At 60.0% G+C, this 21601-nt stretch carries 16 protein-coding genes and 1 pseudogene; 14 read left to right on the forward strand and 3 right to left on the reverse strand.

Annotated elements, in window-relative coordinates:
• Nucleotides 1–85 precede the first annotated feature (85 nt).
• The 3 genes from EPN59_RS03020 to EPN59_RS03030 all read left to right on the forward strand — a co-directional run bounded on the left by EPN59_RS03020 (nucleotide 86) and on the right by EPN59_RS03030 (nucleotide 2956).
• A protein-coding gene (locus EPN59_RS03020; RefSeq protein ID WP_293034538.1) for an IS5 family transposase occupies nucleotides 86–897 on the forward strand; the annotation gives its coding sequence in 2 pieces (ribosomal slippage) (nucleotides 86–425 and nucleotides 425–897; 813 coding nt in all).
• A 21-nt stretch (nucleotides 898–918) separates the two neighbouring features.
• A complete protein-coding gene (locus tag EPN59_RS03025; protein ID WP_293034539.1) occupies nucleotides 919–1809 on the forward strand; it encodes a hypothetical protein in 891 nt (296 codons plus the stop codon).
• Nucleotides 1810–1876: 67 nt separating this feature from the next.
• The gene (locus EPN59_RS03030; RefSeq protein WP_293034540.1) at nucleotides 1877–2956 is read left to right on the forward strand and encodes an acyltransferase; all 1080 of its coding nucleotides are present in this window, start codon (nucleotides 1877–1879) and stop codon (nucleotides 2954–2956) included.
• On the opposite strand, the gene EPN59_RS03035 is transcribed toward EPN59_RS03030, so the two are convergent.
• Nucleotides 2957–3103: a hypothetical protein gene (locus EPN59_RS03035; RefSeq protein WP_293034541.1), complete on the reverse strand. Its 147-nt coding sequence runs from the start codon at nucleotides 3101–3103 to the stop codon at nucleotides 2957–2959.
• Nucleotides 3104–3164: 61 nt separating this feature from the next.
• Here EPN59_RS03035 and EPN59_RS19695 point away from each other — a divergent pair.
• The 6 genes and pseudogenes from EPN59_RS19695 to EPN59_RS03060 form a co-directional block, all read left to right on the forward strand.
• A pseudogene (locus tag EPN59_RS19695) lies at nucleotides 3165–3287 on the forward strand (ATP-dependent helicase); the annotation flags it as partial.
• Between the two features lie 364 nt (nucleotides 3288–3651).
• On the forward strand, nucleotides 3652–4497 hold the full coding sequence (locus EPN59_RS03040; RefSeq protein ID WP_293034542.1) for a glycosyltransferase family 2 protein: 846 nt from the start codon (nucleotides 3652–3654) through the stop codon (nucleotides 4495–4497).
• The gene (locus tag EPN59_RS03045) at nucleotides 4494–5450 is read left to right on the forward strand and encodes an SDR family oxidoreductase (RefSeq protein ID WP_293034543.1); all 957 of its coding nucleotides are present in this window, start codon (nucleotides 4494–4496) and stop codon (nucleotides 5448–5450) included. Before EPN59_RS03040 ends, EPN59_RS03045 begins: the two co-directional genes overlap by 4 nt.
• 8 nt (nucleotides 5451–5458) lie before the next feature.
• Complete coding sequence (locus tag EPN59_RS03050; protein WP_293034544.1) at nucleotides 5459–6493, forward strand: glycosyltransferase family 4 protein; 1035 nt, start codon at nucleotides 5459–5461, stop codon at nucleotides 6491–6493.
• Nucleotides 6490–8382, forward strand: a complete 1893-nt coding sequence (locus EPN59_RS03055; RefSeq protein ID WP_363928536.1) for a nucleoside-diphosphate sugar epimerase/dehydratase — start codon at nucleotides 6490–6492, stop codon at nucleotides 8380–8382. Before EPN59_RS03050 ends, EPN59_RS03055 begins: the two co-directional genes overlap by 4 nt.
• 532 nt (nucleotides 8383–8914) lie before the next feature.
• A complete protein-coding gene (locus tag EPN59_RS03060; RefSeq protein ID WP_293045528.1) occupies nucleotides 8915–9958 on the forward strand; it encodes a methyltransferase domain-containing protein in 1044 nt (347 codons plus the stop codon).
• Between the two features lie 75 nt (nucleotides 9959–10033).
• Here EPN59_RS03060 and EPN59_RS03065 read toward each other — a convergent pair whose 3' ends face one another.
• The gene (locus EPN59_RS03065) at nucleotides 10034–11959 is read right to left on the reverse strand and encodes an acyltransferase family protein (protein WP_293034547.1); all 1926 of its coding nucleotides are present in this window, start codon (nucleotides 11957–11959) and stop codon (nucleotides 10034–10036) included.
• A 162-nt stretch (nucleotides 11960–12121) separates the two neighbouring features.
• On the reverse strand, nucleotides 12122–13081 hold the full coding sequence (locus EPN59_RS03070; RefSeq protein ID WP_293034548.1) for a glycoside hydrolase family 16 protein: 960 nt from the start codon (nucleotides 13079–13081) through the stop codon (nucleotides 12122–12124).
• Nucleotides 13082–13433: 352 nt separating this feature from the next.
• Here EPN59_RS03070 and EPN59_RS03075 point away from each other — a divergent pair, with 352 nt between their 5' ends.
• The 5 genes from EPN59_RS03075 (at nucleotide 13434) to EPN59_RS03095 (ending at nucleotide 21512) form a co-directional block, all read left to right on the forward strand.
• A complete protein-coding gene (locus EPN59_RS03075) occupies nucleotides 13434–14972 on the forward strand; it encodes an O-antigen ligase family protein (RefSeq protein WP_293034549.1) in 1539 nt (512 codons plus the stop codon).
• A gap of 192 nt (nucleotides 14973–15164) precedes the next feature.
• Complete coding sequence (locus EPN59_RS03080; protein ID WP_293034550.1) at nucleotides 15165–16637, forward strand: flippase; 1473 nt, start codon at nucleotides 15165–15167, stop codon at nucleotides 16635–16637.
• Nucleotides 16638–16691: 54 nt separating this feature from the next.
• On the forward strand, nucleotides 16692–17924 hold the full coding sequence (locus EPN59_RS03085; protein WP_293034551.1) for a glycosyltransferase family 4 protein: 1233 nt from the start codon (nucleotides 16692–16694) through the stop codon (nucleotides 17922–17924).
• Nucleotides 17925–18705: 781 nt separating this feature from the next.
• The gene (locus EPN59_RS03090) at nucleotides 18706–19770 is read left to right on the forward strand and encodes a sugar transferase (protein ID WP_293034553.1); all 1065 of its coding nucleotides are present in this window, start codon (nucleotides 18706–18708) and stop codon (nucleotides 19768–19770) included.
• A gap of 482 nt (nucleotides 19771–20252) precedes the next feature.
• Nucleotides 20253–21512: a polysaccharide biosynthesis/export family protein gene (locus tag EPN59_RS03095; protein ID WP_293045530.1), complete on the forward strand. Its 1260-nt coding sequence runs from the start codon at nucleotides 20253–20255 to the stop codon at nucleotides 21510–21512.
• Nucleotides 21513–21601: the final 89 nt, after the last annotated feature.

Consider the following 21601-nt stretch of genomic DNA (forward strand, 5'->3'; position numbering starts at 1 on the left):
AAGCTGTCGCGAAATTAAATTTCGAGGCTGTTAACTTTCCCGAGTTGGTGTTAACTTCGTGTCTTGTTTTGCCCGACAGGAAGCGATGCCGAAAGAACTCATAGACGACGAATTGTGGTCACTCATCGGACCCCTGCTGCCTGTGCGAGCACCACGCAATCGCCAGTATGCGGGCCGCAAGCCGACACCCGACCGTGCGGTGCTCACGGGCATCGTATTCGTGCTGCGCTCGGGCATTGCATGGAATCTGCTCCCGCAAGAAATGGGATGTGGTTCAGGCACCGCTTGCTGGCGAAGGCTCGTCGCATGGCAGCAGGCCGGTGTCTGGCAGCGCATCCACGAAGCGTTGCTGGCCGAACTGCGTCGTCGTGGCGAAATCGACCTCTCGCGTGCACTCGTCGACAGTTCATCAATTCGCGCAGTCCTGGCGGGAAAAAAACCGGCCCGAATCCCACGGACCGGCGCAAGCTCGGCAGCAAACATCACCTCATCGTCGACGCGCAAGGCATCCCGCTCGCGGTCATCCTGAGTGCAGCGAACCGTCACGACATTACCCAGCTCGACGCGCTGGTCGATGCCATTCCACACATCCGAGGCAAGCGGGGGCGTCCGCTGCACAAGCCGCAAATTGTGCAGGGCGACCGGGGCTACAGTTCCGAACCCCATAGGCAGCGCTTGCGTGAGCGAGGCATCACGCCGATGCTCGCAAAAATCGGCGCACCGCACGGGAGTGGGCTGGGCAAAACACGTTGGCCAGTGGAACGTTCGATTGCCTGGCTTCACTCGTTTCGAAGACTCAAAGTTCGCTACGAACGCTACGCTCATGTTCACGAGGCCTTTATGTCTTTGGCTTGTGCCTTGATTTGCTGGACGCGTCTCAAGCCTCTGCTTAACTAATTTCGCAACAGCTTCTAAAGCATGAAACGACTTTTCGCCGCGGCGCTGCTCGCGCTTTCGACCACCGTATTTGGCGCTACGCTCTCGCCGATCACGCTGCTCAATCCGACAGGCTCGACTTCGGGTCAGGTCATCACGTCGATGGGACCGACGGGCGCGCCCGCCTGGCAGACGGTCGCCTTGTCGGGTGTGTCGGGGACGCTCGCCATCGCCAACGGTGGGACGGCTGCGACGACTCGGGCCGGCGCACTGGCGAACATTCTCGGCGGGTTGACCGTGCCTGTGGTGAACGGCGGGACGGGCGTCACATCCGCCGCCGCTGAACTGTCACGCATCGGCGCGGCGCCGCTGGCCTCGCCGGCGTTCACTGGCACGCCCGCCGCGCCCACGGCAACGGGTGGCACGAACACGACGCAGATCGCGACGACGGCCTTCGTACAGTCTGCCGTGAGCGGTGCAACGTCGGCGGGTGGCCAGCCATATTTCAAGGCCACGATGAGCGCCAACCAGACGCTCACAGCCGGTTCGGTCGCGAAGATCACCTTCAACACGAAGGCGGAAGATAGCAACACCGAGTACGACGCGACGACGAACTATCGTTTCACGCCGCAAAAGTCCGGCCTGTATATGGTGACCGTGTATCTTTACATGACAGGCACGAATACAACAGCCGGCAACTATACGGCTGCGTCGATGATCTATAAAAACGGTGCGATGTCTGCCGAGAATATTTTTACCGGCTATGCGGGAGTGAGTTCGTCCCTTGCCTACGTTTTGCCGGTAACGGCCTTGATTCGGATGAACGGGTCGACGGACTATGTTGAAGCCGACGGCGTTATCAACGCCGGGCAAACGACACCGACGGTTAGCAACGCGCTCTCGTTCTTCCAAGAGTATTACGTCGGTCCCTGATTCGCAGCCCCGCGCGGGGCCGAGTGTTACCATCTCGCCATTCCGAAAGGGCCGGAAAGGTCGAAAGATGAAAAATTACAAACTGAAATGGGTCGATAACACTCGGCTCCTCGCTGTCCTTGGTGTTCTGTCGTTCCACTTCTATCTGCAATTCGGCGCGCCGCGCCCGACGCTCGCGCAGCTGGTGCACACGCCGCACGACGTGCTGATGCTGCCGTTCCACCTCGGGTGGTTCGCCGACTTCCTGTTCTTCGCGATCAGCGGTCTGGGCCTCGGCATGTCCGCCGCGCGCAACCGCAAGAGCTGGACTCGCTTCTACGTCGATCGCGTCTCGAAGATCTATATCCCGTACTGGACAGCCATCGTCCTGATGTTCGCGTATCAGGGAATCGCTTCGTCGATCGGCACGTGGGATCACCTGTTCGTCATTCCGCAGACTTGGCAGGGATGGGTAAAGGACGTGCTTCTCATCCCGCAGGATCCGAACACGGCATTCTCGACGCACTTCTGGTTTCTGCCGTCTCTGCTGGTCCTGTATCTGGCGTTCCCGTTCGCCTTCAAGATGATCGACCGCTTCGGCGTGTTCGGCTTCGTCGCGGTGCTGGTGCTTGCCTGTTCCGCACACCGGATGCCGATTGATCTCGGCCCGTTCAACTACGCCTTCATGGCCTTCGCATGGAGCCCGTCGTTTGTCATCGGTGCATATATCGGCGTGATGCTGGTCAAGCATCCGGAGCAAACCGATCGCTGGCTCATGCGGACATTGCCGCTCGGCGTCGTGTGTCTGCTCGTCGGTACGTGGGCAGTCATGACAGACGGCAAGGTATGGCTCGGACATCCGCTGCTAGGCTTCGGCACGCTGAGCGTGAGCGGTGCGCTTGGCCGCCTGCCGTGGCACCTGCCGAAGCTCACCGCGATCAGCTTCGAGGTGTACCTCGTGCACATGCCGTTCGCCGGCTGGTATCGCCACTTCTTCGGCTTTGTGACCAGCCCAAAGTCGCTGATCTATGTCTTCTTTCTGGTGAGCGTGTGGCTGATGGGAGCGGGCGTACACTGGGTCGCCGGAGCGGTCGAGGCACGCATTCGTGGCGTGCGCAAGGCTGCGCAGCCGGTTAGCACGGCTGCGGCGGCTGTCGTGCAGGGCTGACTATCGCAAGCTTTTCCGCTTCATTGCGTCGAGCAGGATGTCCTGAACCTCGCGCTTCGTCTCACGGCGTGGCATCACGTCTTCGTCGATCGTGTCGCGCGCAACGATGTGGTAAAGGAACATCGGCCGGTTGTGACCGGCCTGCATCTGGCGCACCGGACCGATGCGCTCGATGATCTGCTGATATTCCTCAAGGTTTCCGAAGGGGCGGCAGCTCGACCACGATCCGCAGACGATCCGCGACTGGAACGCCGGAAAGATCCCTGTGATGTTTGCGCACCCGGCCAGCGCCGGGCACGGCCTGAACCTTCAGGACGGTGGCAACATCCTCGCCGTCTTCGGTCACTGGTGGAAGGGGTACGGACGGTAGTGCTTCCGCTGACCTGCGCAAATTGGCTGGTCGCCAGAGCCTTCCGGCTCGATCTGTCGCCAAGCGATCATGTTGCGTTCAATCCGCAAATCGACGCTGACTATCGCCGTAGATCGTTCCGTCTTCGCTCCATCGAGCGGATAGGGGCCCCACCCAAGCCCTAAAGAGAGGCCCCATGCCCGGTGCCTCACAACATTTACCACCACGTTTCGTGGGGTAACAAAAGGAAAGCCAGGTTGCCGAATACCCCCAGTTTGAGCAAAATTGAGAGCCCGTCGTGGGCCAAACCAGACAAGTGTCGCCAAGACGACACCCACCACTGCACATGACAGCTACAAACGCGCCGCACCCCGAGACCGAAAGCTTATCCGTGTCCGTTGTCGTCTACCGACCGGACCTGGTGCTCCTTACTCGTACGTTGTCGAGTCTGGAAGCCGCTTGCGACGCATTACGCGTGAACAATCCTGCTTTTCCGGTTGTCCTCTACCTCGTCGATAATGGTGAGTTGCCGGATGTTTCCGCGCAGCTGGCCGGGCTGCGCGATCGTGGCATTCCTTCCGTCGTGATCAACGGCCACGGCAACGTAGGGTATGGGCGAGGTCACAACCTCGCGATAGAACGGTCCGTGAGCGGTTACCACCTCATTCTGAACCCCGATATCGATCTCGATGCCCCTGCCTTGGTGAACGCTCTCGATTTCTTTGCGAGGCATCCCGAAGCGGGTCTCCTGACGCCACGCATCGGCGACGACGAAGGACGTCTGCAGTACCTGTGCCGCCGTTATCCGACCCTGCTGGATTTATTCGTCAGGGGATTCGTGCCGGGTAGTATCAGGCGTCTGTTTGCGCGACGGCTTTCGCGCTACGAAATGCGCGATGTCATCAACGACTGCGACGTTGTGTGGGACCCACCCATCGTGAGCGGTTGCTTCATGCTATTTCGCACGGCGTTGCTCAAAGGGCTCGCCGGCTTCGATCCGCGCTACTTCCTCTATTTCGAAGACTACGACTTGAGCTTGCGTACACATGAGCACGCGCGCGTGGTCTATACGCCCGCCGTGAGGGTGCTGCACCATGGCGGTGGCGCCTCGCGTAAAGGGGCGAAGCACATTCAAATGTTCGTCTCGTCGGCGTTCAAGTTCTTTAACCGGTTCGGCTGGAAGTGGCTATGAGTCACGTTCTCATCACCGGTGCCAACGGTTTCGTCGGACGCGCTCTATCCGGTGCGCTGTTGCGCGGAGGTCACGCGACGACCGGGCTGATCCGCCAGCGGGGCGGTTGTCTGACCGGTACGCAGGAATGGGTTCACACGGGGAAGAATTATGCAGGACTGGCCGAGGCTTGGCCCGCCGCGCTTCAAGTTGACTGCGTCGTGCACCTCGCCGCACGAGTCCACGTTATGCAGGACGTGGCTTCGGACCCGCTTGCTGAATTCCGGGCGACGAATGTCGATGGGACCTTGCGGGTCGCCAGGACCGCTCGCGCGAAAGGCGTTCGGCGCATGGTCTTTGTCAGTAGCATCAAGGCGATAGCGGAGGCCGATGCCGGTCGCCCGCTGCGCGAGGACGCGCCGTCACGGCCGCAGGATCCATACGGACAGTCAAAATACGAGGCCGAGCAAGCCTTGATCCAATACGGCAACGAGTCTGGACTCGAAATCGTGATTGTCCGGCCGCCGCTCGTCTACGGCCCCGGTGTGCGGGCCAACTTCCTCCGTCTGATGACAGCCATTTCCAAAGGTTTGCCGTTGCCGCTTGGTGCCATTCGCGCGAAGCGCAGTCTTGTCTACGTCGAGAATCTGGCCGACGCGCTCGTGCATTGCGTGACCGAGCCGAGAGCAGGGGGGCAGTGTTTCCACGTCGCAGATGGGGACGATCTGACGGTGACCGAGCTGGCTCAGTCCCTGGCCAGGCACCTGCAGGCGCCGGCTCGCCTTTTGCCGGTGCCATCGGGCTGGTTGCGCCTGGCGGGCCGGTTGACTGGCCGCTCGGCACAGATCAATCGTCTGATAGGCAGCTTACAGGTAGACACGAGCCACATTCGCACCGTACTCGGTTGGCGTCCGCCGTATTCAACCGACCAGGGGCTGGCCGCTACTGCCCGCTGGTATCGAGCGACGCATTGAGGTCGTCCATGGTCATGCAAGCTTCTCCGACGACACTCTGGATGAATCTCGCGCTGGCCGCTCTCGCGGCAGCCTGCGCATGCGCGCTGATTCTGCTGGTGTTACTGAGAACGGGCCTCGCCTGGCGTCTTGCCACCGACATTCCAAACGATCGCTCGCTTCACGCGCGTCCGACGCCACGCGTGGGCGGCTGGGGCATCGTGCCAGTCGCCGTGGCGGGTTTTCTGCTGGTCGCACCGAGCCTTCGGTGTGCGGCTGTGGCGACCACGTTCCTCGCCGCCTTGTCCCAGATCGATGACCGGCGCGGGCTGCCGGCTCGCGTCAGATTCGCGGCCCACCTGATCGCTGTCGTCGGCTTTGTCGCTTGCTATCCTGCGCCGGTGCCCTGGCTGGTGCTCGCCGCCTTATCGTTTCTGATGATATGGCTGGTCAATCTTTACAACTTCATGGACGGCGCGGATGGTCTCGCCGGCGGTATGGCCCTGTTTGGCTTCGGTGGCTACGCCGTGGCAGCGCTGACGGCCGCCCATCCCCAACCCGAACTGGCCCTTGCGTGCGCGCTGGTGGCCGGCGCGGCGCTCGGTTTTCTGCTGTTCAATTTCCACCCTGCGCGGATTTTCCTGGGCGACGCCGGCTCGATTTCGTTGGGCTTCCTGGCCGGCGCGCTTGGATATTGGGGATGGCTGCGCGGCGTCTGGCCCATCTGGTTTCCGGTTGGGGTGTTCGCGCCCTTCATCATCGATGCCTCGATGACTCTGGCGCGCCGTTTGCTGCGTGGCGAAAAGTTCTGGCAAGCTCACCGGGAGCACTACTATCAGCGTATGGTGCGTTCAGGGATGGGGCATGCCAGAACCGCCATGATCTGGTATGCGGTGATGTCGGTAGGGATCGCACTCGCGTTATTTGCACTTGGGCGGCGTCCGGCTGTTCAATGGTGCGTTGTCGCTGCGTGGATCGTCGTTCTCCTGCTATTGGGAGCGGCAGTAGATCTGCGTTGGCGTCGTTTTCAATCAACACTGTCCGAGCAATCCTCTGAGGTATGACGCTGATGTTTAAAGGTAAAGCCTCGCTACTATCTCTCGGTGCTTTTCTGTTCGATCTGCTCGCGGTCTCGGCAACATGGCTGAGCGCCTACGTTATCCGCTTCAACGGCTCCGTGCCGGCTGATTTCATGCGCGGCGGGTTGCATTCGTTATTCTGGGTTCTGCCGATCTACGGCTTGATGTTCCGTATTTTTGGTTTGTATCGCGGCATGTGGGTGTTCGCGAGCCTGCCGGATCTCGTGCGGATCTCAAAGTCCATTATCGTGGGTGCGCTACTCACGATGGTGGTTTCGGTGCTGGTGCAACCTGTGCCGATCGTGCCGCGTTCTGTGCTGCTCGTCTCGCCGCTACTGTTGTTCCTCCTCATGGGCGGCTCCCGCGCGCTCTATCGCGCGACCAAGGAGTTTTATCTCTACGGCGGTCTCGTTGGCGAGGGCAAGCCCGTGGTCGTGCTCGGCGCAGGCTCTGCGGGGGCGAGCCTCGCACGCGAGCTATCGCGCTCGAGCGAGTGGCGCCTCGTTGGTCTGCTGGATGACGATGTAGCCAAACATGGGCGCGAAATCTACGGCTACAAGGTGCTGGGTTCGATCAGCGAACTACCGCAACTGGCGGCGTCGCTCAAGACCGAATACGCGATTATCGCGATTCCCTCTGCATCTGTGGACGTACAGCGCCGCGTAGCGACGCTGTGTGTGCGCGCTGGCGTGCGCGCCATGGTCTTGCCGGCCTTGACAACGCTGACGCAAGGTCAGGCATTCCTTTCGCGGGTCCGGCAGATCGACCTCGAAGACCTATTGGGCCGTGATCCGGTCAAGATCGATACGCCGCACGTCGAAGCCTTGCTGCGCAATCGCGTGGTCATGGTGACGGGAGCGGGCGGTTCGATCGGCTCGGAACTGTGCCGCCAGATCCTGCGCTTCGAGCCGGCACAGCTCATCGCCTTCGATCTGTCCGAATATGCGATCTACAAGCTCACGGAAGAACTACATGACCGCTTCCCTGGTTTGCCGGTGGTTGCGGTGATTGGCGACGCCAAGGACTCGCTATTACTCGATTCGGTGCTGTCGCGGCATGCGCCGCATATCCTCTTTCACGCGGCGGCCTACAAACATGTGCCGCTCATGGAAGGGCAGAACGCGTGGCAAGCGGTTCGCAACAACGTGCTCGGGACTTATCGTGTGGCGCGGGCTGCGATCCGTCACGATGTGAAGCACTTCGTTCTGATTTCGACCGACAAGGCTGTCAATCCCGCCAACGTGATGGGGGCGAGCAAGCGCCTCGCGGAGATGGCGTGTCAGGCCCTGCAGCAAACGAGCACGCGTATCCAGTTCGAAACGGTGCGCTTCGGCAATGTGCTGGGCAGCGCGGGCAGCGTGATTCCGAAGTTTCAGCAACAAATCGCCAAGGGTGGTCCGGTCACCGTGACGCATCCGGAGATCACGCGCTTCTTCATGACGATTCCCGAAGCCTCACAACTGGTGCTGCAGGCGTCAAGCATGGGACGCGGCGGCGAGATCTTTATTCTTGATATGGGCGAGCCAGTCAAGATTGTCGATCTGGCCCGCGATCTGATCCGCCTCTATGGGTTCAGCGAGGAGCACATCGAGATCGAGTTCACGGGGTTGCGGCCGGGCGAGAAGCTGTACGAAGAGTTGCTTGCCGACGATGAAACCACCACGCGTACGGCGCATCCCAAACTGCGGATCGCTAAGGCGCGTGGTGTGCCGGATAACCTGCTGGACGATCTGTTGCCATGGTTGATGCAGCATCGCGTGTTGTCCGATCAGGATGTGCGGCGTGACCTGCGCCGCTGGGTGCCGGAATATCAGCCGACGTTGGCGCCGCCGCTGCAGAGCGTGCCTGCTGTGGCGGGCGCTCGCGCGTCGTAGTAACGCGCTCGCCGAGGTATGCCGGTGGCCAGGATCGATGCTGGGCATGGTCGTGGAGGCTGGAGCAGATCGCCAACCGATTGCCAGTCGACTTCCCGGATGATCACTCGTTGAGGCGATCTACCAGATGTAGTGCGTCCAGCGGCGCGGCGGCTTGAACAGAGAGCTGTGCATGGGTCGGCCGCTATGAGTACGATGTGCTCGGAACGACGCACGGACCCGCTGTGGCGGGTTACGGTGCAGAAGCGGTGCGACGAGCTATACGATATCGCTGAAGGACCTTCCCCCAGGCTGCGAAGAACGATCACCTGGGGTCAGGGAGCGGCGATGGCGCAGCACGCTCTGCTACCTGTGGATACCGGAATAGACATCTACGTCTGCGCCTTGTCGTTGGGTGCGTGAGCATTTGACTCAACAATACATCCTGACATATTTTCCGGTGACAATGCGCGGAGAGATTGTGTTGGTTGTGGAAAGGGAAGCTACCAGGTCGATTCGACAATACGCTGCACTATGTGCATCAGGAGGAGAAATGACTCAATGCGTAGTCTGTGAGTCGCACGCTGTAGACAACTACAAGAAGATTGACAACGTCGCGTTCTACACATGCCGCGGATGCGGCTCACTCTTTGCGGATCCGGGATTCTTGCGCGCAATGGAGGAAGACTCCGCATCAAACTACAACGACGCATACTGGAAAATGGAGCTATGCGCCGCCAGGGAGAGGTCATACGGTTCGTCATTGCAGCGCGTCGCGGAGACGTTCTTCTACTGCCGGCTTCCGATCACCCGCTTTGTTGATATCGGTTCTGGACCAGGATATTTGCTAGATGCACTTGCCGCTGCATTACCCGACGCAGCCAATATGTTTTTCGGCGTGGAACTCTTTCCGCCCGAGTCGGCATTCCGGTCAAAACACCCGAACTACAAGCTGTGCCCTCTCGCGGAAATCGGTCAAAAGTTTGAGGCGGGGGTCTGTATTGAGGTCATCGAGCATTTAACGCCATCCATGCTCGACACACTAGCAAAACAGATCGCGCAGACATCAGCACCCGGCGCGATCTATTTGATCAATTCTGGACAACCCGAGTATGTGCTAACCGAAGATCCCGGGTATCTAGACCCTCACGGTCGGGGACACGTCATGTCTTATTCGATCGAGGCGGTCAGACTGATATTTGAGCCGCATGGTTTCACGATAATCCCTTTACCAGGACGTCATTGGGCTTTCCTTGTCGAATACCAATCGGAGTTCATAACCAAAGAACCAATCGAGCAACTTGAGGCGCGGATCTGGTCTCCTGTCCCAGAGAATGTTGCGACCCTCCGAGACGGAGGTGGAGGCCCCTTAATGTACTGCGCCGGGCTGGACACAGCACGTTGTTACCTGGAACATGCCACCGTAATACAGCGCACCGCGTGGGCTCGGTCACTCCAGGCGGAAATAGATCGATTGGAATTAGAACGCGTGAATGGCGTCTCTACCAATGAACTCCCTTTAGAGATGGACCGTAGCATCGATCATGCAGGACTCCTTGGACGTGCGCGACGCTGGGTGCAGCGCCACACGAGCTAACCGCATTGCTGTCCAGGATTTCTACAGCAGATCACTGTCAATGCACGAACGCTGGAAATCGAAACACCCCCCGCATCAGAATACAATCCCTCCGCCGCGATCGAGATCGATCGCCACAAGCCGCGAACCGTAACCGGAGAGATGCGCGGAATCCCAGTACAGTGGGTGATCATTCGATTCGACTTCGCAATAGCCGCCGCTTTCGCACAGCGCAGACGCCGTGTCCAGGTAGACAAAACCACGCGCATGCGCTTCGGCTTGCAGGAGCGCACTCACTGCTTCGTGGCTGTTCTCGTAATCGGCAGTGCGCTCGAGTTCGAACGGCACGTTATATGCGGCCTTCTTCGCGAGACCGATCGGCACATTCGCGCTTGCGCCTGGCGTATCGCCGATCAAATAGACGTGCACCTTTTGCGCAGCAAGCCAGTCAAGCGTTTTGGCGAGCGCGGCTTTGAACGCCTGAGGCGTCTCTTTATAGTACGCAGGCCATGCGGCATGCAGGATCACCGTTTCAGGTTTTGTCGCAGCGACCAGGGCGGGCATCGCCGCCTGATTGTCGGCGCAGCGTTTGCGCGCGGGCGCATAACTCGATGGAAAGCCGAGAAACGGCGGGCAGCCGTCCGCCACCGCGAGCACACCGGCTTTGCCGTGTCGACTCGCAAGAACGGAGAGTCCTTCAGCGAGCGCCGCCGCGTGTGAATCGCCGAGCACGACGAACGTACGCCGCGCGTGAGACGCGCCGAGTCTGCACAACCCGCGAGCATCGCCGTCGGCAGAGGCCGTCCGCGCGAGGCAGGACCGGAACGCTCCCACGTCCGCGGAACCTGCGGAGAGGAGCGTTACTGCACCCGGAAACCGCTGCGGCAGGCCGCTCGTAGCCGCGATGACGAACGCGGTCAGCAACGGCACGGTTGCGAACGTCGATATCGCAGCGAGCCGTTTGCCCCGGAGGCCGTCGGGGCGGCGGAACGGCAATTCGATGAAGCGCCACGAGGCGAGGCCGCACGCGAGCGAGAGCAGCACAATCGTCACTGCCCTGTAGACGAACGGATAATCAGAAAAGTGCACGAATCCGTAGTTGAGGAACACGATGATGGGCCAGTGCCACAGATAGATCGAATACGACGCCTGACCCAGGATACGAACCGGCGTCCGGGTCAAAAGCGAATGCAGGATGCCGGGGCGTACACCTTCGCGCACGAGGATCGCCGTCGCGATGCATGGCACGAGTGCCGCCGCGCCAGGAAAGAGCGTGGAGACATCGTAGTGCACGGTGCAAAACGCGATGGCGCCAACAGCGGCGGCCGCCAGGACACGCGATACCGCAGGCGGCAATGTGCGGGCCGGAGCGAGTGCAAGCAGACCGCCCACAGCGAACTCCCACATGCGCCCAGGCAGCAGATAAAACGCTGCTTCCAGTTTGTAGAAGGCGAGCAGTATTACCGAGAGTGCAAATGACGTCACGGCCATCAGCGCAAGCGTCGTCAGATCGCTGAATCTCATCCGGCGGCACACGATGAACGCAAACGGGTAAAGCATATAAAACTGCCATTCGACGGCAAGCGACCACGTGTGCAGCAGTGGGTTGTACAGCAGGTCTGGGGAAAAGTAGCTGGTTGCCCGGTAGAACACGATGTTCGACACGAAGCCAATGCACGAGACGAGCCCGGGAAGCAGCATCTCCAGATGGATCGGCAGAAAGACGAAAGATGCCACGACCCCGATCATGGCCACGGCAGCCAGGTAAGTCGGTCCGATACGGCGGAACCGGCTCGCGTAAAAGTGAAGGATCCCGCTGCGGTCCAGCTGCATCTTCGACAAGATGCGGGTGATCAGAAATCCGGAGATGACGAAAAACAGATCGACGCCGATGAAGCCGCCTGAAAATCCCGGCATACCGACGTGATAGAGGAGCACCAGCGTCACGGCGACAAAACGCAGGCCATCGATGTGGTCGATGTAGTCGCGGTTGGTCTTTGACGAATGCAGATCGTACGCCATGCTTTTCCCCGACGTGTCACGGTCGAAAAGCGGACCGAACGTTTGGCTGGTTCGGACCTTCACCAACGGGAAGCGATCACCTCCGATCACCTCGACCCGGTACGGTGAACAGCCCGGTGGCAAGCCGATCGGACCGATGCATTTTGCAATTGCTGCATCGTATCAATGGGCACGACTGGAATCTGTTGCCGATCGAACAGAAGCGACGCCCCGTTTTTGGGGCAGCGAATAGACGCGAACCCAATCAATCTCGAAGGTCGAACCGTCTTTGACATTGGCGATGGGCCAACCGCCGCCCAACGCATAGTCGAGCATGATGTAGTACGGCCCGGTCATATAGTCTGAGGACTTTGTGGCCGAAATCTGATTCGTCTGAACGCCGTCGATATACCAGGTGATGTGATCCGGGTCGATCTGGCAGCCGTAGATATGGAAGTCCTCCCAGGGTTTCGCTCCGTTCGGCATCGGTGTGGCGGGTGAATAGAGTTGTGCACCCTCACCGGGGTTGCCGTTGGCTTTCCAGTTGTGACTCGCCTGCTGAATAAATGCGCCCTTTTCGGTGTATGCATTGCCGTACCACTCGAAAATATCGATCTCCGAATAATTTCTTTTCAACGCGTTGTTTATCGACGTGGAACTCAACAGCCAGAACGCCGGCCATGATCCCGTGCCGGAGCGGGGCATCCTCGCACGCACTTCAAAGTATCCGTAGCGCTGGGAAAATCCCTGGCCCGTTGCGTCCATGGACGAAATGTTTCCCGAATGCCAGGCGCCATTGGCGTCAGTGAAGGCCTTGATGGACAGCACGCCGTTGGTTACGCCGAGTGCGCTGATGTCCCACATGGATGCCGAGTAGTTTCCGGCCGGTCCGTACGGCGGAATGTAGTACCACGTAGCATTGCCCTTGGGTGAGCGCGTCGTTACGCTGAGATCGTCGAATTCGTCATTGAAGGTCAGTGTGTATCCCGTCAAATCGATGTCAACCTTGTCGGGCGCAAGGGCGGGGTCCGGGACAGTTGCGCGTGCAACGTCAGGATTCGCCGCGGCGGTCAGGGTTGCGTTCGCAAAGTAGGCCGCTATCGACGGGACGAGTATCGAAATCGGGATCAGGAACCTGCTCAAACGGCGCATCGCCTGTCCCTCGTTTCGCTGGGGTTGGTTTGCCGGTTTGCACCGCCGTCCCGATTGCCGACCTGTATTGCCTGATCAATGACGCACCGTTCAGCGCCGATTGTCCGACGAAAGGTGCGGGTTCAGCGCATGGCGGTCGAGCGCAGCCGACGGTGTCCGGTCCTCCGACGCATCATGTGGTCTTTTGAATTGCGCGTACGTGGGCTACCGCACGATTTGTCATTCAGCGTCGCGGTATTAATTGCAGGTGCTACAGCCAGGTAGCCTGGCGGCCAGACGGAGGCACGCGGAGGTTGCGGCGGCGAGTACCGTCGTCGGCGAGGCCAACGAAGGATCGGATAACATGCAAATTCAAATCTTCGGCGTGATTGTGCTCGTGTTAGGTCTGCTGTCGCTGAACCTGAACTACCACTGGGCAATTTACTTTCTCGTCCTCTGCTGCCTGTTCGCGTGTTCTTCCGCCATTGCGTTTCCGGCGATCGGCGGACTGACGATTCTTCCGGCCAATCTTTTCCTGCTCTTCTTCGCCCTGCGGGCCTTCAACATCGGCGGCGGCGCGGCGTTGTGGCGGCCGGTGGCTCCGGGCAGTCCGGGATTTCCGCTGCTTTGCCTGTGTGTGTTCGCCGTGGTGGGCGGCCTGTTCCTGCCGCGCGCCATGGCGGGCGCCACGTATGTGTATGCGATCAATCGCGGCGCCATCGACCCCAATGCCCCCGATCTGCAGCCGCTCGGTCCCGTGTCCGGAAACCTGACGCAGTCGATTTATTTCATCGGGGAAGTCCTTGTCTACTGCTGCATGGCGGTTTTTCTCTCGAAGAAGAACAGCTATAAGCATTTCGCCAACGCCATTCTGCTGGTTGCCGCATTGAACGTGATCGCGGCCATCATCGATATCGGTTCTTCGTCGGTCGGCATAAACGTGCTGGGCGTGATCAAGACGGCCAGTTACACGTTGCACGACGGGGAAGAAGTGGGCGGTATGCGGCGAATTGCTGGGACATTTGCAGAAGCGTCCGCATTTTCCGGTTTCACCCTCTTGCTCTTCGCCTTCTCAGCCAATCTATGGTTGTTCGGTTACCGGCCGCGCATCACCGGGATGCTCACGTTTGCGTCCGGCGTGTTGCTCGCGCTGTCGACTTCCGCGACGGCGTACGTCGGGTTTGCGGTCTATCTTGTCGTACTGCTGCTTGGCCGTTGCGGTCGCATCACGCCGCGCAGCGAGTCGCGCAAACTCCGTTTGTGCGCTGTCGTGATATGTGTCGGCATCATGGCGCTGTTGTACGCCATCGTCTTCAGGCCCAGTCTGCTGGAGTCACTGGGTGATTTTTTCAACGATGCGGTCCTGAACAAGGTAGATAGCGCCTCGGGTATCGAGAGGGGGGCATGGAACAGGCAAGCCTTGGTCAATCTTGTTGAGACGTTCGGGTTCGGTGTGGGGATCGGCAGTTCGCGGACGTCGAGCTTTATCCTGGTCCTGCTGTCGAACCTCGGCATCGTCGGCACCATGCTGTTCGGCGTTTTTATCTGCAAATGCACGGTCTCGCCGATTCCCGCGCAGGGTCCGATGCTCGACCGTGTCGTCTGCTATGCGTCGAGGCAAACCATGCTGGCAATTCTGGTTAGCGCGTCGATATCTGGCACGGTGTTCGATCTGGGACCGTGCTTCTACATGTTTGCCGCTGCTGCGGGCATGTTGTCATCGTCGATTCGCAGAGTTGCCCCGGTTGGGGGCGTCGATGGCCCAGGAAACCGGTCTTCCCTGGAAAAGGCACAGCCTTCGCGCCCCGGCGTTTTAGTCGGCTATACGCGTGCACCTGCGACACCACGGCTCGACGCGCCCAAACACGAGAGCCGTATACCGGCCTGGCCACACCGGGGATGAACGGTCTCCGGGCGGCGAATGCGCACGGCGGACCGGCTATGGGCTGCCATAGCGAAAGATCACAGGATTTCCCTGAACCAACGTCGGATCTAGGTGCGGTTGCGAACGATCGCAACATGAAGCAATCGTCAAGATAACGGGAGCGGGAAGTCGCTGCTTCCTGCTTCCTTGATCCCTTGCGCACGACGGACCATGAATTCACGCCCCAGTCTGGCGAGAAACGCACTATTCAACTTCCTCGGCAGCGTGCTTCCACTCGTCGTTTCGCTCGCAACGGTTCCGATGTATCTGGAGCACGTCGGCACAGCAGGCTACGGCGTGCTGGCGATCGTCTGGATGCTCCAGGGCTATTTCGGTTTTTTCGATCTCGGACTCGCGGCGGCCACGTCGAACCGTGTGGCCCAGCTTTCCGATGCGGTTGAACGTGAATCGCTGATCTGGACGGCGCTCATATTGAATGCCGTGTTCGGCGCAATCGGCGGTCTCGTGTTGCTTGCGGCGGGCGGCTTGCTGCTGGTGCAGTTTCACATTGACGCGGCGCTCTTCGCGGAGGTCATGACGGCGCTACCGTGGCTCGCCTGCGCCGTTCCGCTCGCGACAGTCAGTGGGGTACTTTACGGCGCACTGATCGGACGCGAGCAGTTCGGCGCACTCAACGCCGTGCAGGTACCCTCCGGCATGCTCTTCCAGATCGTGCCTCTGGCGACGGCGGTCATCGTCGGGCCAGATCTGCGGCATCTCATTGCCGCTGCGATCCTTTCCGGTGCCGCCTCGCTTGTATTGCTTGTTGCGGTGGTCTGCCGTGCAGCGCCATTGCGCTTTTCCGGCGGTCCTGGATTGCGATTCATCCGGCCGCTCTTTTCCTATGGCGCCTGGGTGACGGTGACGAATCTCCTGAGCCCGTTGCTCTCGACGGCCGACCGGCTCCTGATCGGCGGCACGCTGGGCGCTCAGGCGGTGGCCTATTACCAGGTTCCGTTTAACCTGGCCCAGCGCGCACGCATCTTGCCTGGTGTGATTACGCGCACGCTATTTCCGCGTCTGTCCGCACTCGAACCGACGAGTGCGAACGAGCTGACCATGGCCGCCGTGCGTGGACTGACGGCGGCCACCACACCGATGATCGTCTTCGGTCTCTTTCTGATGCGGCCTTTTCTGTCGCTCTGGACCGGCCACGATTTCGCGTCGAGATCCGCTCCGGTCGGCGAGGCGATCCTGGTTGGCGTCTGGGTGAACTCGCTGGCGTTCCTTCCTTCGAGCCACCTGCAGGCAATGGGACGACCCGGCATGATTGCGCGCCTTCATCTGATTGAGCTGGTCCCGTTCATCGCGTTGCTCTGGTGGGCGCTGCACGCGTTTGGTCTTGTCGGCGCGGCGCTGGCGTGGAGTACGAGATGCGCCGTCGATGGCATTTTGCTCTTCAGGGCCGCGGGGTTCGGCAAACCGGCGGCACGATACCTGTGTGTACCCGCACTGCAGATTCTCGCCACCTACGCCGCGACCGAGGTACTGAACGTATCGTCGTGGCTGCGCACGGCGGCCTGGCTATTTTTTACGCTACTGGCTCTGGTGTGGGCCGCGCGGGCAGAGCCGAAAGCTTTTGACCGTCTGATGCGTGTCACATCGAATGCGGTGCGACAGACACTGCGATGGCGAGCCGGATGATGTGTCGCTGGTGCCTGCGCTAAAACGACTTGCAACAATGACCCGTTGAATGCCATGTTTGCCTGGATTCCTCACCTGTGCATCCAGAGCGACCCGATGGTAGTCGCTAAAAATCTGTTGTGCGCGCTACATCCGCTCACGATGCTCCTTTCGTGGACTGCGTCGAATGCGAATGTGCGTGCGAGGCCGCAAAAACTGGCCGATGCCGATCTGATCATCCTGCATGAGTATGGCGAGCCGTCCCACTACACAGGTGCAGTGAGCGCCGCCGCGGCGCTCGATTACTCTGCAGTCGAGCAGGTGGAATTCACGCCGCTGCGTAAGCTCAAACAAGGCCTTGAGCAAGGTGATCGCGACAAGGCCAGGAAAGCGCTTCGTGATGCCTGGTTACTCGCGCTCTGGACGCTGTTTCCGCAAGTTTTGAGGGGTAAGACAGTGATTCTGGGGATAGCGCCGCTCGACTGGCGGATCGCCATTCTGTCTCGCGCATTGCGGCACGCGCGAATTATCTATCATTCGTCCTGGACCGATTGGGAGGGCGCACGCTTTGCAAAGAATCCGGCCGTTCTCACGGGCGCAATTCGCAAGGCCTGGTCGAACTTCCTGACTCGAAGAGTCGATCGTTTCGCCCTTGTGACGCCGTGCGTCGCGGAGCAGCTTCATCGATTGTTCAAGATCGACAGTGAGAGGCTCTTTGTTGTATTTCACGCCTATGACCCAACGATATTTCATCCGGCGCCGTATCGGCCGCCGGCGCCCTTGAAGGTCGTATTTGCCGGCCGATTCGAGGACTGCAAAGGGGTGGAGTACGTGATTGAACTCGCGCGGCGCCTGCCTTCGATCGAGTTCGGCCTGGCCGGCGATGGTCTGCTCAGGAAAAGCATTGAAAGCGCGGGTTTGCCGAACGTTACGCTGTTTGGACGCGTCAGCAGTCGCGCCGAAATTTCCTCGATCTTCATGCAGCACCACGTTGTCGTTCTTCCATCAAGACGCACGATCGCCTGGGAAGAACTGTTCGGTATGGTTCTCGTCGAAGCGATGGCTTGCGGATGTATTCCGATGGCGACGAATCACACCGGCCCCAGCACCATCGTGCGCGATGCCGAGCTGCGGGACTTTATTTTCGCTGAGGAAGATTTTCTGGCAGGGGCTGCGTCAGCGCTTACGAAGCTTGAGCGCGACGTCGATCGACTCCGGGCGCTCGAGCAGAAGTCGATTCAGGATGCGCGGCGATTCGCGCTGTCCGAGGTGCAGAAAATCTGGATGGACATCTTGCGGTCAACCTGATCGCTCGTTCTTGTGCTCGCAGCAGCAGCCTTGCTGCGCCGTGCGAAGTGTGCCGCGTTGAGAAGCGCACGGGCAATCCCCCGGATTCGTATGCTGAAAGCCGTCGGCTGACTTTCCCGGGCATGTGTTGAGGACCGCACACTTACCCACCGATAGCGGTAGTGCTGGTTACGGGCTCTACGATATAAATCTATCGAAGCCGCAAGAATGGCAACCACGTAACGCCTGAGCTGCGCAAATTTCTGCCTGCGGCGTGTTAGCGCCAACGGGCAGAGGGTGTCAACGTTTTTCTGGATGCACGATTGTGCACGCAACGACCATGCCGATCTACGGATCGCCTACGCCGTGTGAAGCATTCAAGCCTGCTGTTCGTCAGGTCGGTCTCGTTGTATGTGACGGTTTCTCGCTGCTTGATGTCCGCATGGTGATCGAGGTGTTAAGGACCTCAGAGGAAATCGGCAAGGCGGATCGGGGTAACGGAGATAACCTGGCGAAGATTTTTCGCAGGAAGTGGTCGATATCGCCGACTGAATATCGATCACGTCAACGTCGTGAGAAGTGTGTGAGTGCAGGCGTGTCGGAGCAGGGCGGCGGGACAGACGTAATCCCCGGAATGATGTCGATTTAGCCAGTTGGCTTGTCAATCTCTCCGGGAATCGATGATTTCGTTGTCTCATTCTCATTCAATATACATAGACATACTAAATTAATGATGAGTTGTTGGGGGTTCGTTACCTGATCAAATTTCGGCGGACGAACTTGCTGGTTTGGAGTTGAAGAAATGCCTGGACTAATTCATCGGGCTATCGACATTGCGTTGATAGTTCTCGGCGCCTTCGGTGCATTACATCTGCAGATTCCGGTTGCTGTTCACCCGCACGAGACAGAGCTGTCGCTGGTGGCGTTTGTTTCGGCGCTCGCGCTGTCTGTCTTCCCTGCTTGCGGGACATACCGTGCGGAGCAAAGCGGGTCGATGGCCAGTGTCGCGGGCAGAACCGCTATTGCGTGGATGGTGGTTCAACTTTGCGGACTCGCGCTGCTTTATGCGATCAACCGGATGCCGCTTGTTTCAATGCCGTGGTTTATTTACTGGACACTGGTGACGGGTGTTTCGCTGCTTGCCTTCCACGCCATGACGTTTGTTTCGATGCGGGTCGTATGGCCGGCTGTTCATCGCACGTGGCTGCACAAGGCCGCTGTCGTGTCCGCTTTCGTGAGCGTGACTGGGGCAGTGGTTTCGCGACAGCTGGTGAAGCGGGTATTCGATCTGGTACTGGGCATTGCACTGCTCGTCTTGCTGTCGCCCGTGCTGGGTGTTTTGGCGCTCGTCGTGAGGAGCGATGGAGGGCCCGCGTTCTTCGCACATCGGCGAGTCGGCCGCAACGGTCAAAAGTTCATGTGCCTGAAGTTTCGGACGATGGTCGTGAACGCCGATCTGGTTTTGAAAGAGGTGCTGGAGCACGATCCTGCGGCACGACTGGAATGGGAGCGGGATCTGAAGCTCAAGCATGACGTACGGGTGACGCACGTCGGGCGATTTCTGCGGCGCACGAGCCTCGACGAATTGCCGCAGTTATGGAACGTGGTGCGTGGCGACATGAGCCTCGTTGGCCCGCGGCCGATTATCGATCAGGAGCTCGCACGCTATGGCGATGATGTGGACTACTACCTCATGGCGAAGCCGGGAATGACGGGTTTGTGGCAGGTCAGCGGGCGAAGCGACACGGATTACGCAACGAGAGTGTCGCTCGATGTTGCGTATGTGAAGACCTGGTCGTTGTCGCGTGATATCGCGATTCTGTTCAAGACGTTCAAGGTCGTACTCCACGGAAGCGGCGCGTACTGACCTGTGCGTCAGCAGTTTGCAGAAGTGAGGCAGGACGGCGAGCCAGCGCTGCCGTTGCTGCCGTGGCTGCCGTTGCGATAGCTACCGCATGTGTTCCGGTGTTGCATCTGCCGGCGAACGGGTTGACCACGGGTCATTGAGCGCTGGACCGTCCAGCGACGGCGCCTGGTAGGTCCTGCTGTTCCAGCCGTCGTAGGCGTACGGGTCGGCGTTGCTTCCGGCGGCGTCGTTGGTCTGAAGCCGGCGCTGTGCGTGCGGGGCGGTGGCGTGTGGCGGCGATGGACGCGACAGTGGCGAGGTGGGGTAGGCAAACCGCGGGTACCCGCTGTAACCCGCGCCGGAGCGTTGGGTTGCGCGAGCCGGGCTGCTTGCCGGGTTGGGTTGCGCAGGGGCGAATTGTGCATGGGCGCCTGAAAACGCCAATGCCGCGCACGAACCCGAAACGATAAGGAGAAGCCTCTTGCCCATGAGCGTTGGCGCCGTTGCTGAAGGTCTTCAGGGAAGAACGAAAGATACGTGGGGTGGTGACAATGGTACACACAGGACCTTTTTTTGCACAGACTGCATCGCGCAAAGCCCGGTGGTGGTGCGGCGTGAGCGCCGTCGCGGCGGTCGCCGCGCTGCTTTCCGGATGCACGATCGCACCGGGCATGACGTACGCGACGATGGGGCGCAACCTCGACAGCCCGCGTGCAGGTACCAGTGGCGGCACCAGCGGCGGCACACCGGCACCGGCGCAAGACGCAGACGCTCCGCCGCCAGACAAGCTCATCGAGATCAACAGCCAACTGGTCGAGCAGGAGCGGGCGGGACGTTCGACCGCGATTTCGCAGAGCGTCGAGTCACTTTTTGCCGACGCGGGACCTTACACGCTCACGGTGGGCGATGTGCTGAACATCACCGTGTGGGATCACCCGGAGATGAACCAGCAGGTCATAACGGGCGGCAATGGCGCGGATCCGGGAGCGAGTTCCGTTGTCTTCGGCTATACGGTCGATTCGAACGGAATCATCCAGATTCCCTACGTCGGCCCGGTCAAGGTGACGGGGCTGACTGAGCTGCAGGCGCGCGATCTTGTCGCGCAGAAGCTTTCGCGCTATCTGCGCGATCCCCAGGTCACCCTGCGCATCGCGGCCTATCGCGGCAAACGGATCTATCTCGACGGCGAGGTCCGCACCCCGGGCCTGCAGGTGCTGAACGACATGCCGATGACGCTGCCCGAGGCGATCAATCGCGCGGGCGGCTTCACGGCCACCGCGGACCGCTCGGACGTCAGCATCACACGCGGCAAGCAAACCGTGGTCGTGAACATCCCGGACATGATCAGGAAGGGCGTGAACCCCGACAGCATTCTTCTCCGCAACGGCGACCTGGTGCGTGTCTATTCGCAGAACGACAGCAAGGCGTATGTGCTCGGCGAGGTCGGCCATCCTGGCAGCGTGCTGTTCAACAACGGCCACTTGTCGCTGAGCGACGCAATCGGCGGCGCTGGCGGGATCAGTCAGGCCTCGGGCGATCCTTCGCAGGTGTACGTCGTGCGCCGGCATGAGGGTGCGGATCCCACTGTGTTTCATCTCGATGCGACATCCCCGATTGCGATGGCCGTTGCGGATGGTTTCGACCTCAAGCCGAGCGACGTTGTATTCGTCGACGCGGCGGGCCTTGTCAAGTGGAGCCGTGTCATCAATCTGATCTTGCCAAGTACCCAGGCAGCCGCAACCAGCCGCATGGTGGGCTATTGAGCGGCGCGACGCGACGTGTGTGAGGCTTTTGAGCGTCACACACGCGAGCGTCGCCGGACGCCTGGAAAACTGGCGGAACTGGAGAACTC

Source organism: Paraburkholderia sp., assembly GCF_004298475.1.
Classification (GTDB): Bacteria; Pseudomonadota; Gammaproteobacteria; order Burkholderiales; family Burkholderiaceae; genus Paraburkholderia; species Paraburkholderia denitrificans.

Coding starts and splice junctions, on each gene's coding strand:
- EPN59_RS03025 (WP_293034539.1), top strand. CDS start 919: ATGAAACGACTTTTCGCCGCGGCGCTGCTCGCGCTTTCGACCACCGTA.
- EPN59_RS03030 (WP_293034540.1), top strand. CDS start 1,877: ATGAAAAATTACAAACTGAAATGGGTCGATAACACTCGGCTCCTCGCT.
- EPN59_RS03035 (WP_293034541.1), bottom strand. CDS start 3,103: ATGCAGGCCGGTCACAACCGGCCGATGTTCCTTTACCACATCGTTGCG.
- EPN59_RS03040 (WP_293034542.1), top strand. CDS start 3,652: ATGACAGCTACAAACGCGCCGCACCCCGAGACCGAAAGCTTATCCGTG.
- EPN59_RS03045 (WP_293034543.1), top strand. CDS start 4,494: ATGAGTCACGTTCTCATCACCGGTGCCAACGGTTTCGTCGGACGCGCT.
- EPN59_RS03050 (WP_293034544.1), top strand. CDS start 5,459: ATGGTCATGCAAGCTTCTCCGACGACACTCTGGATGAATCTCGCGCTG.
- EPN59_RS03055 (WP_363928536.1), top strand. CDS start 6,490: ATGACGCTGATGTTTAAAGGTAAAGCCTCGCTACTATCTCTCGGTGCT.
- EPN59_RS03060 (WP_293045528.1), top strand. CDS start 8,915: ATGACTCAATGCGTAGTCTGTGAGTCGCACGCTGTAGACAACTACAAG.
- EPN59_RS03065 (WP_293034547.1), bottom strand. CDS start 11,959: ATGGCGTACGATCTGCATTCGTCAAAGACCAACCGCGACTACATCGAC.
- EPN59_RS03075 (WP_293034549.1), top strand. CDS start 13,434: ATGCAAATTCAAATCTTCGGCGTGATTGTGCTCGTGTTAGGTCTGCTG.
- EPN59_RS03080 (WP_293034550.1), top strand. CDS start 15,165: ATGAATTCACGCCCCAGTCTGGCGAGAAACGCACTATTCAACTTCCTC.
- EPN59_RS03085 (WP_293034551.1), top strand. CDS start 16,692: ATGTTTGCCTGGATTCCTCACCTGTGCATCCAGAGCGACCCGATGGTA.
- EPN59_RS03090 (WP_293034553.1), top strand. CDS start 18,706: ATGCCTGGACTAATTCATCGGGCTATCGACATTGCGTTGATAGTTCTC.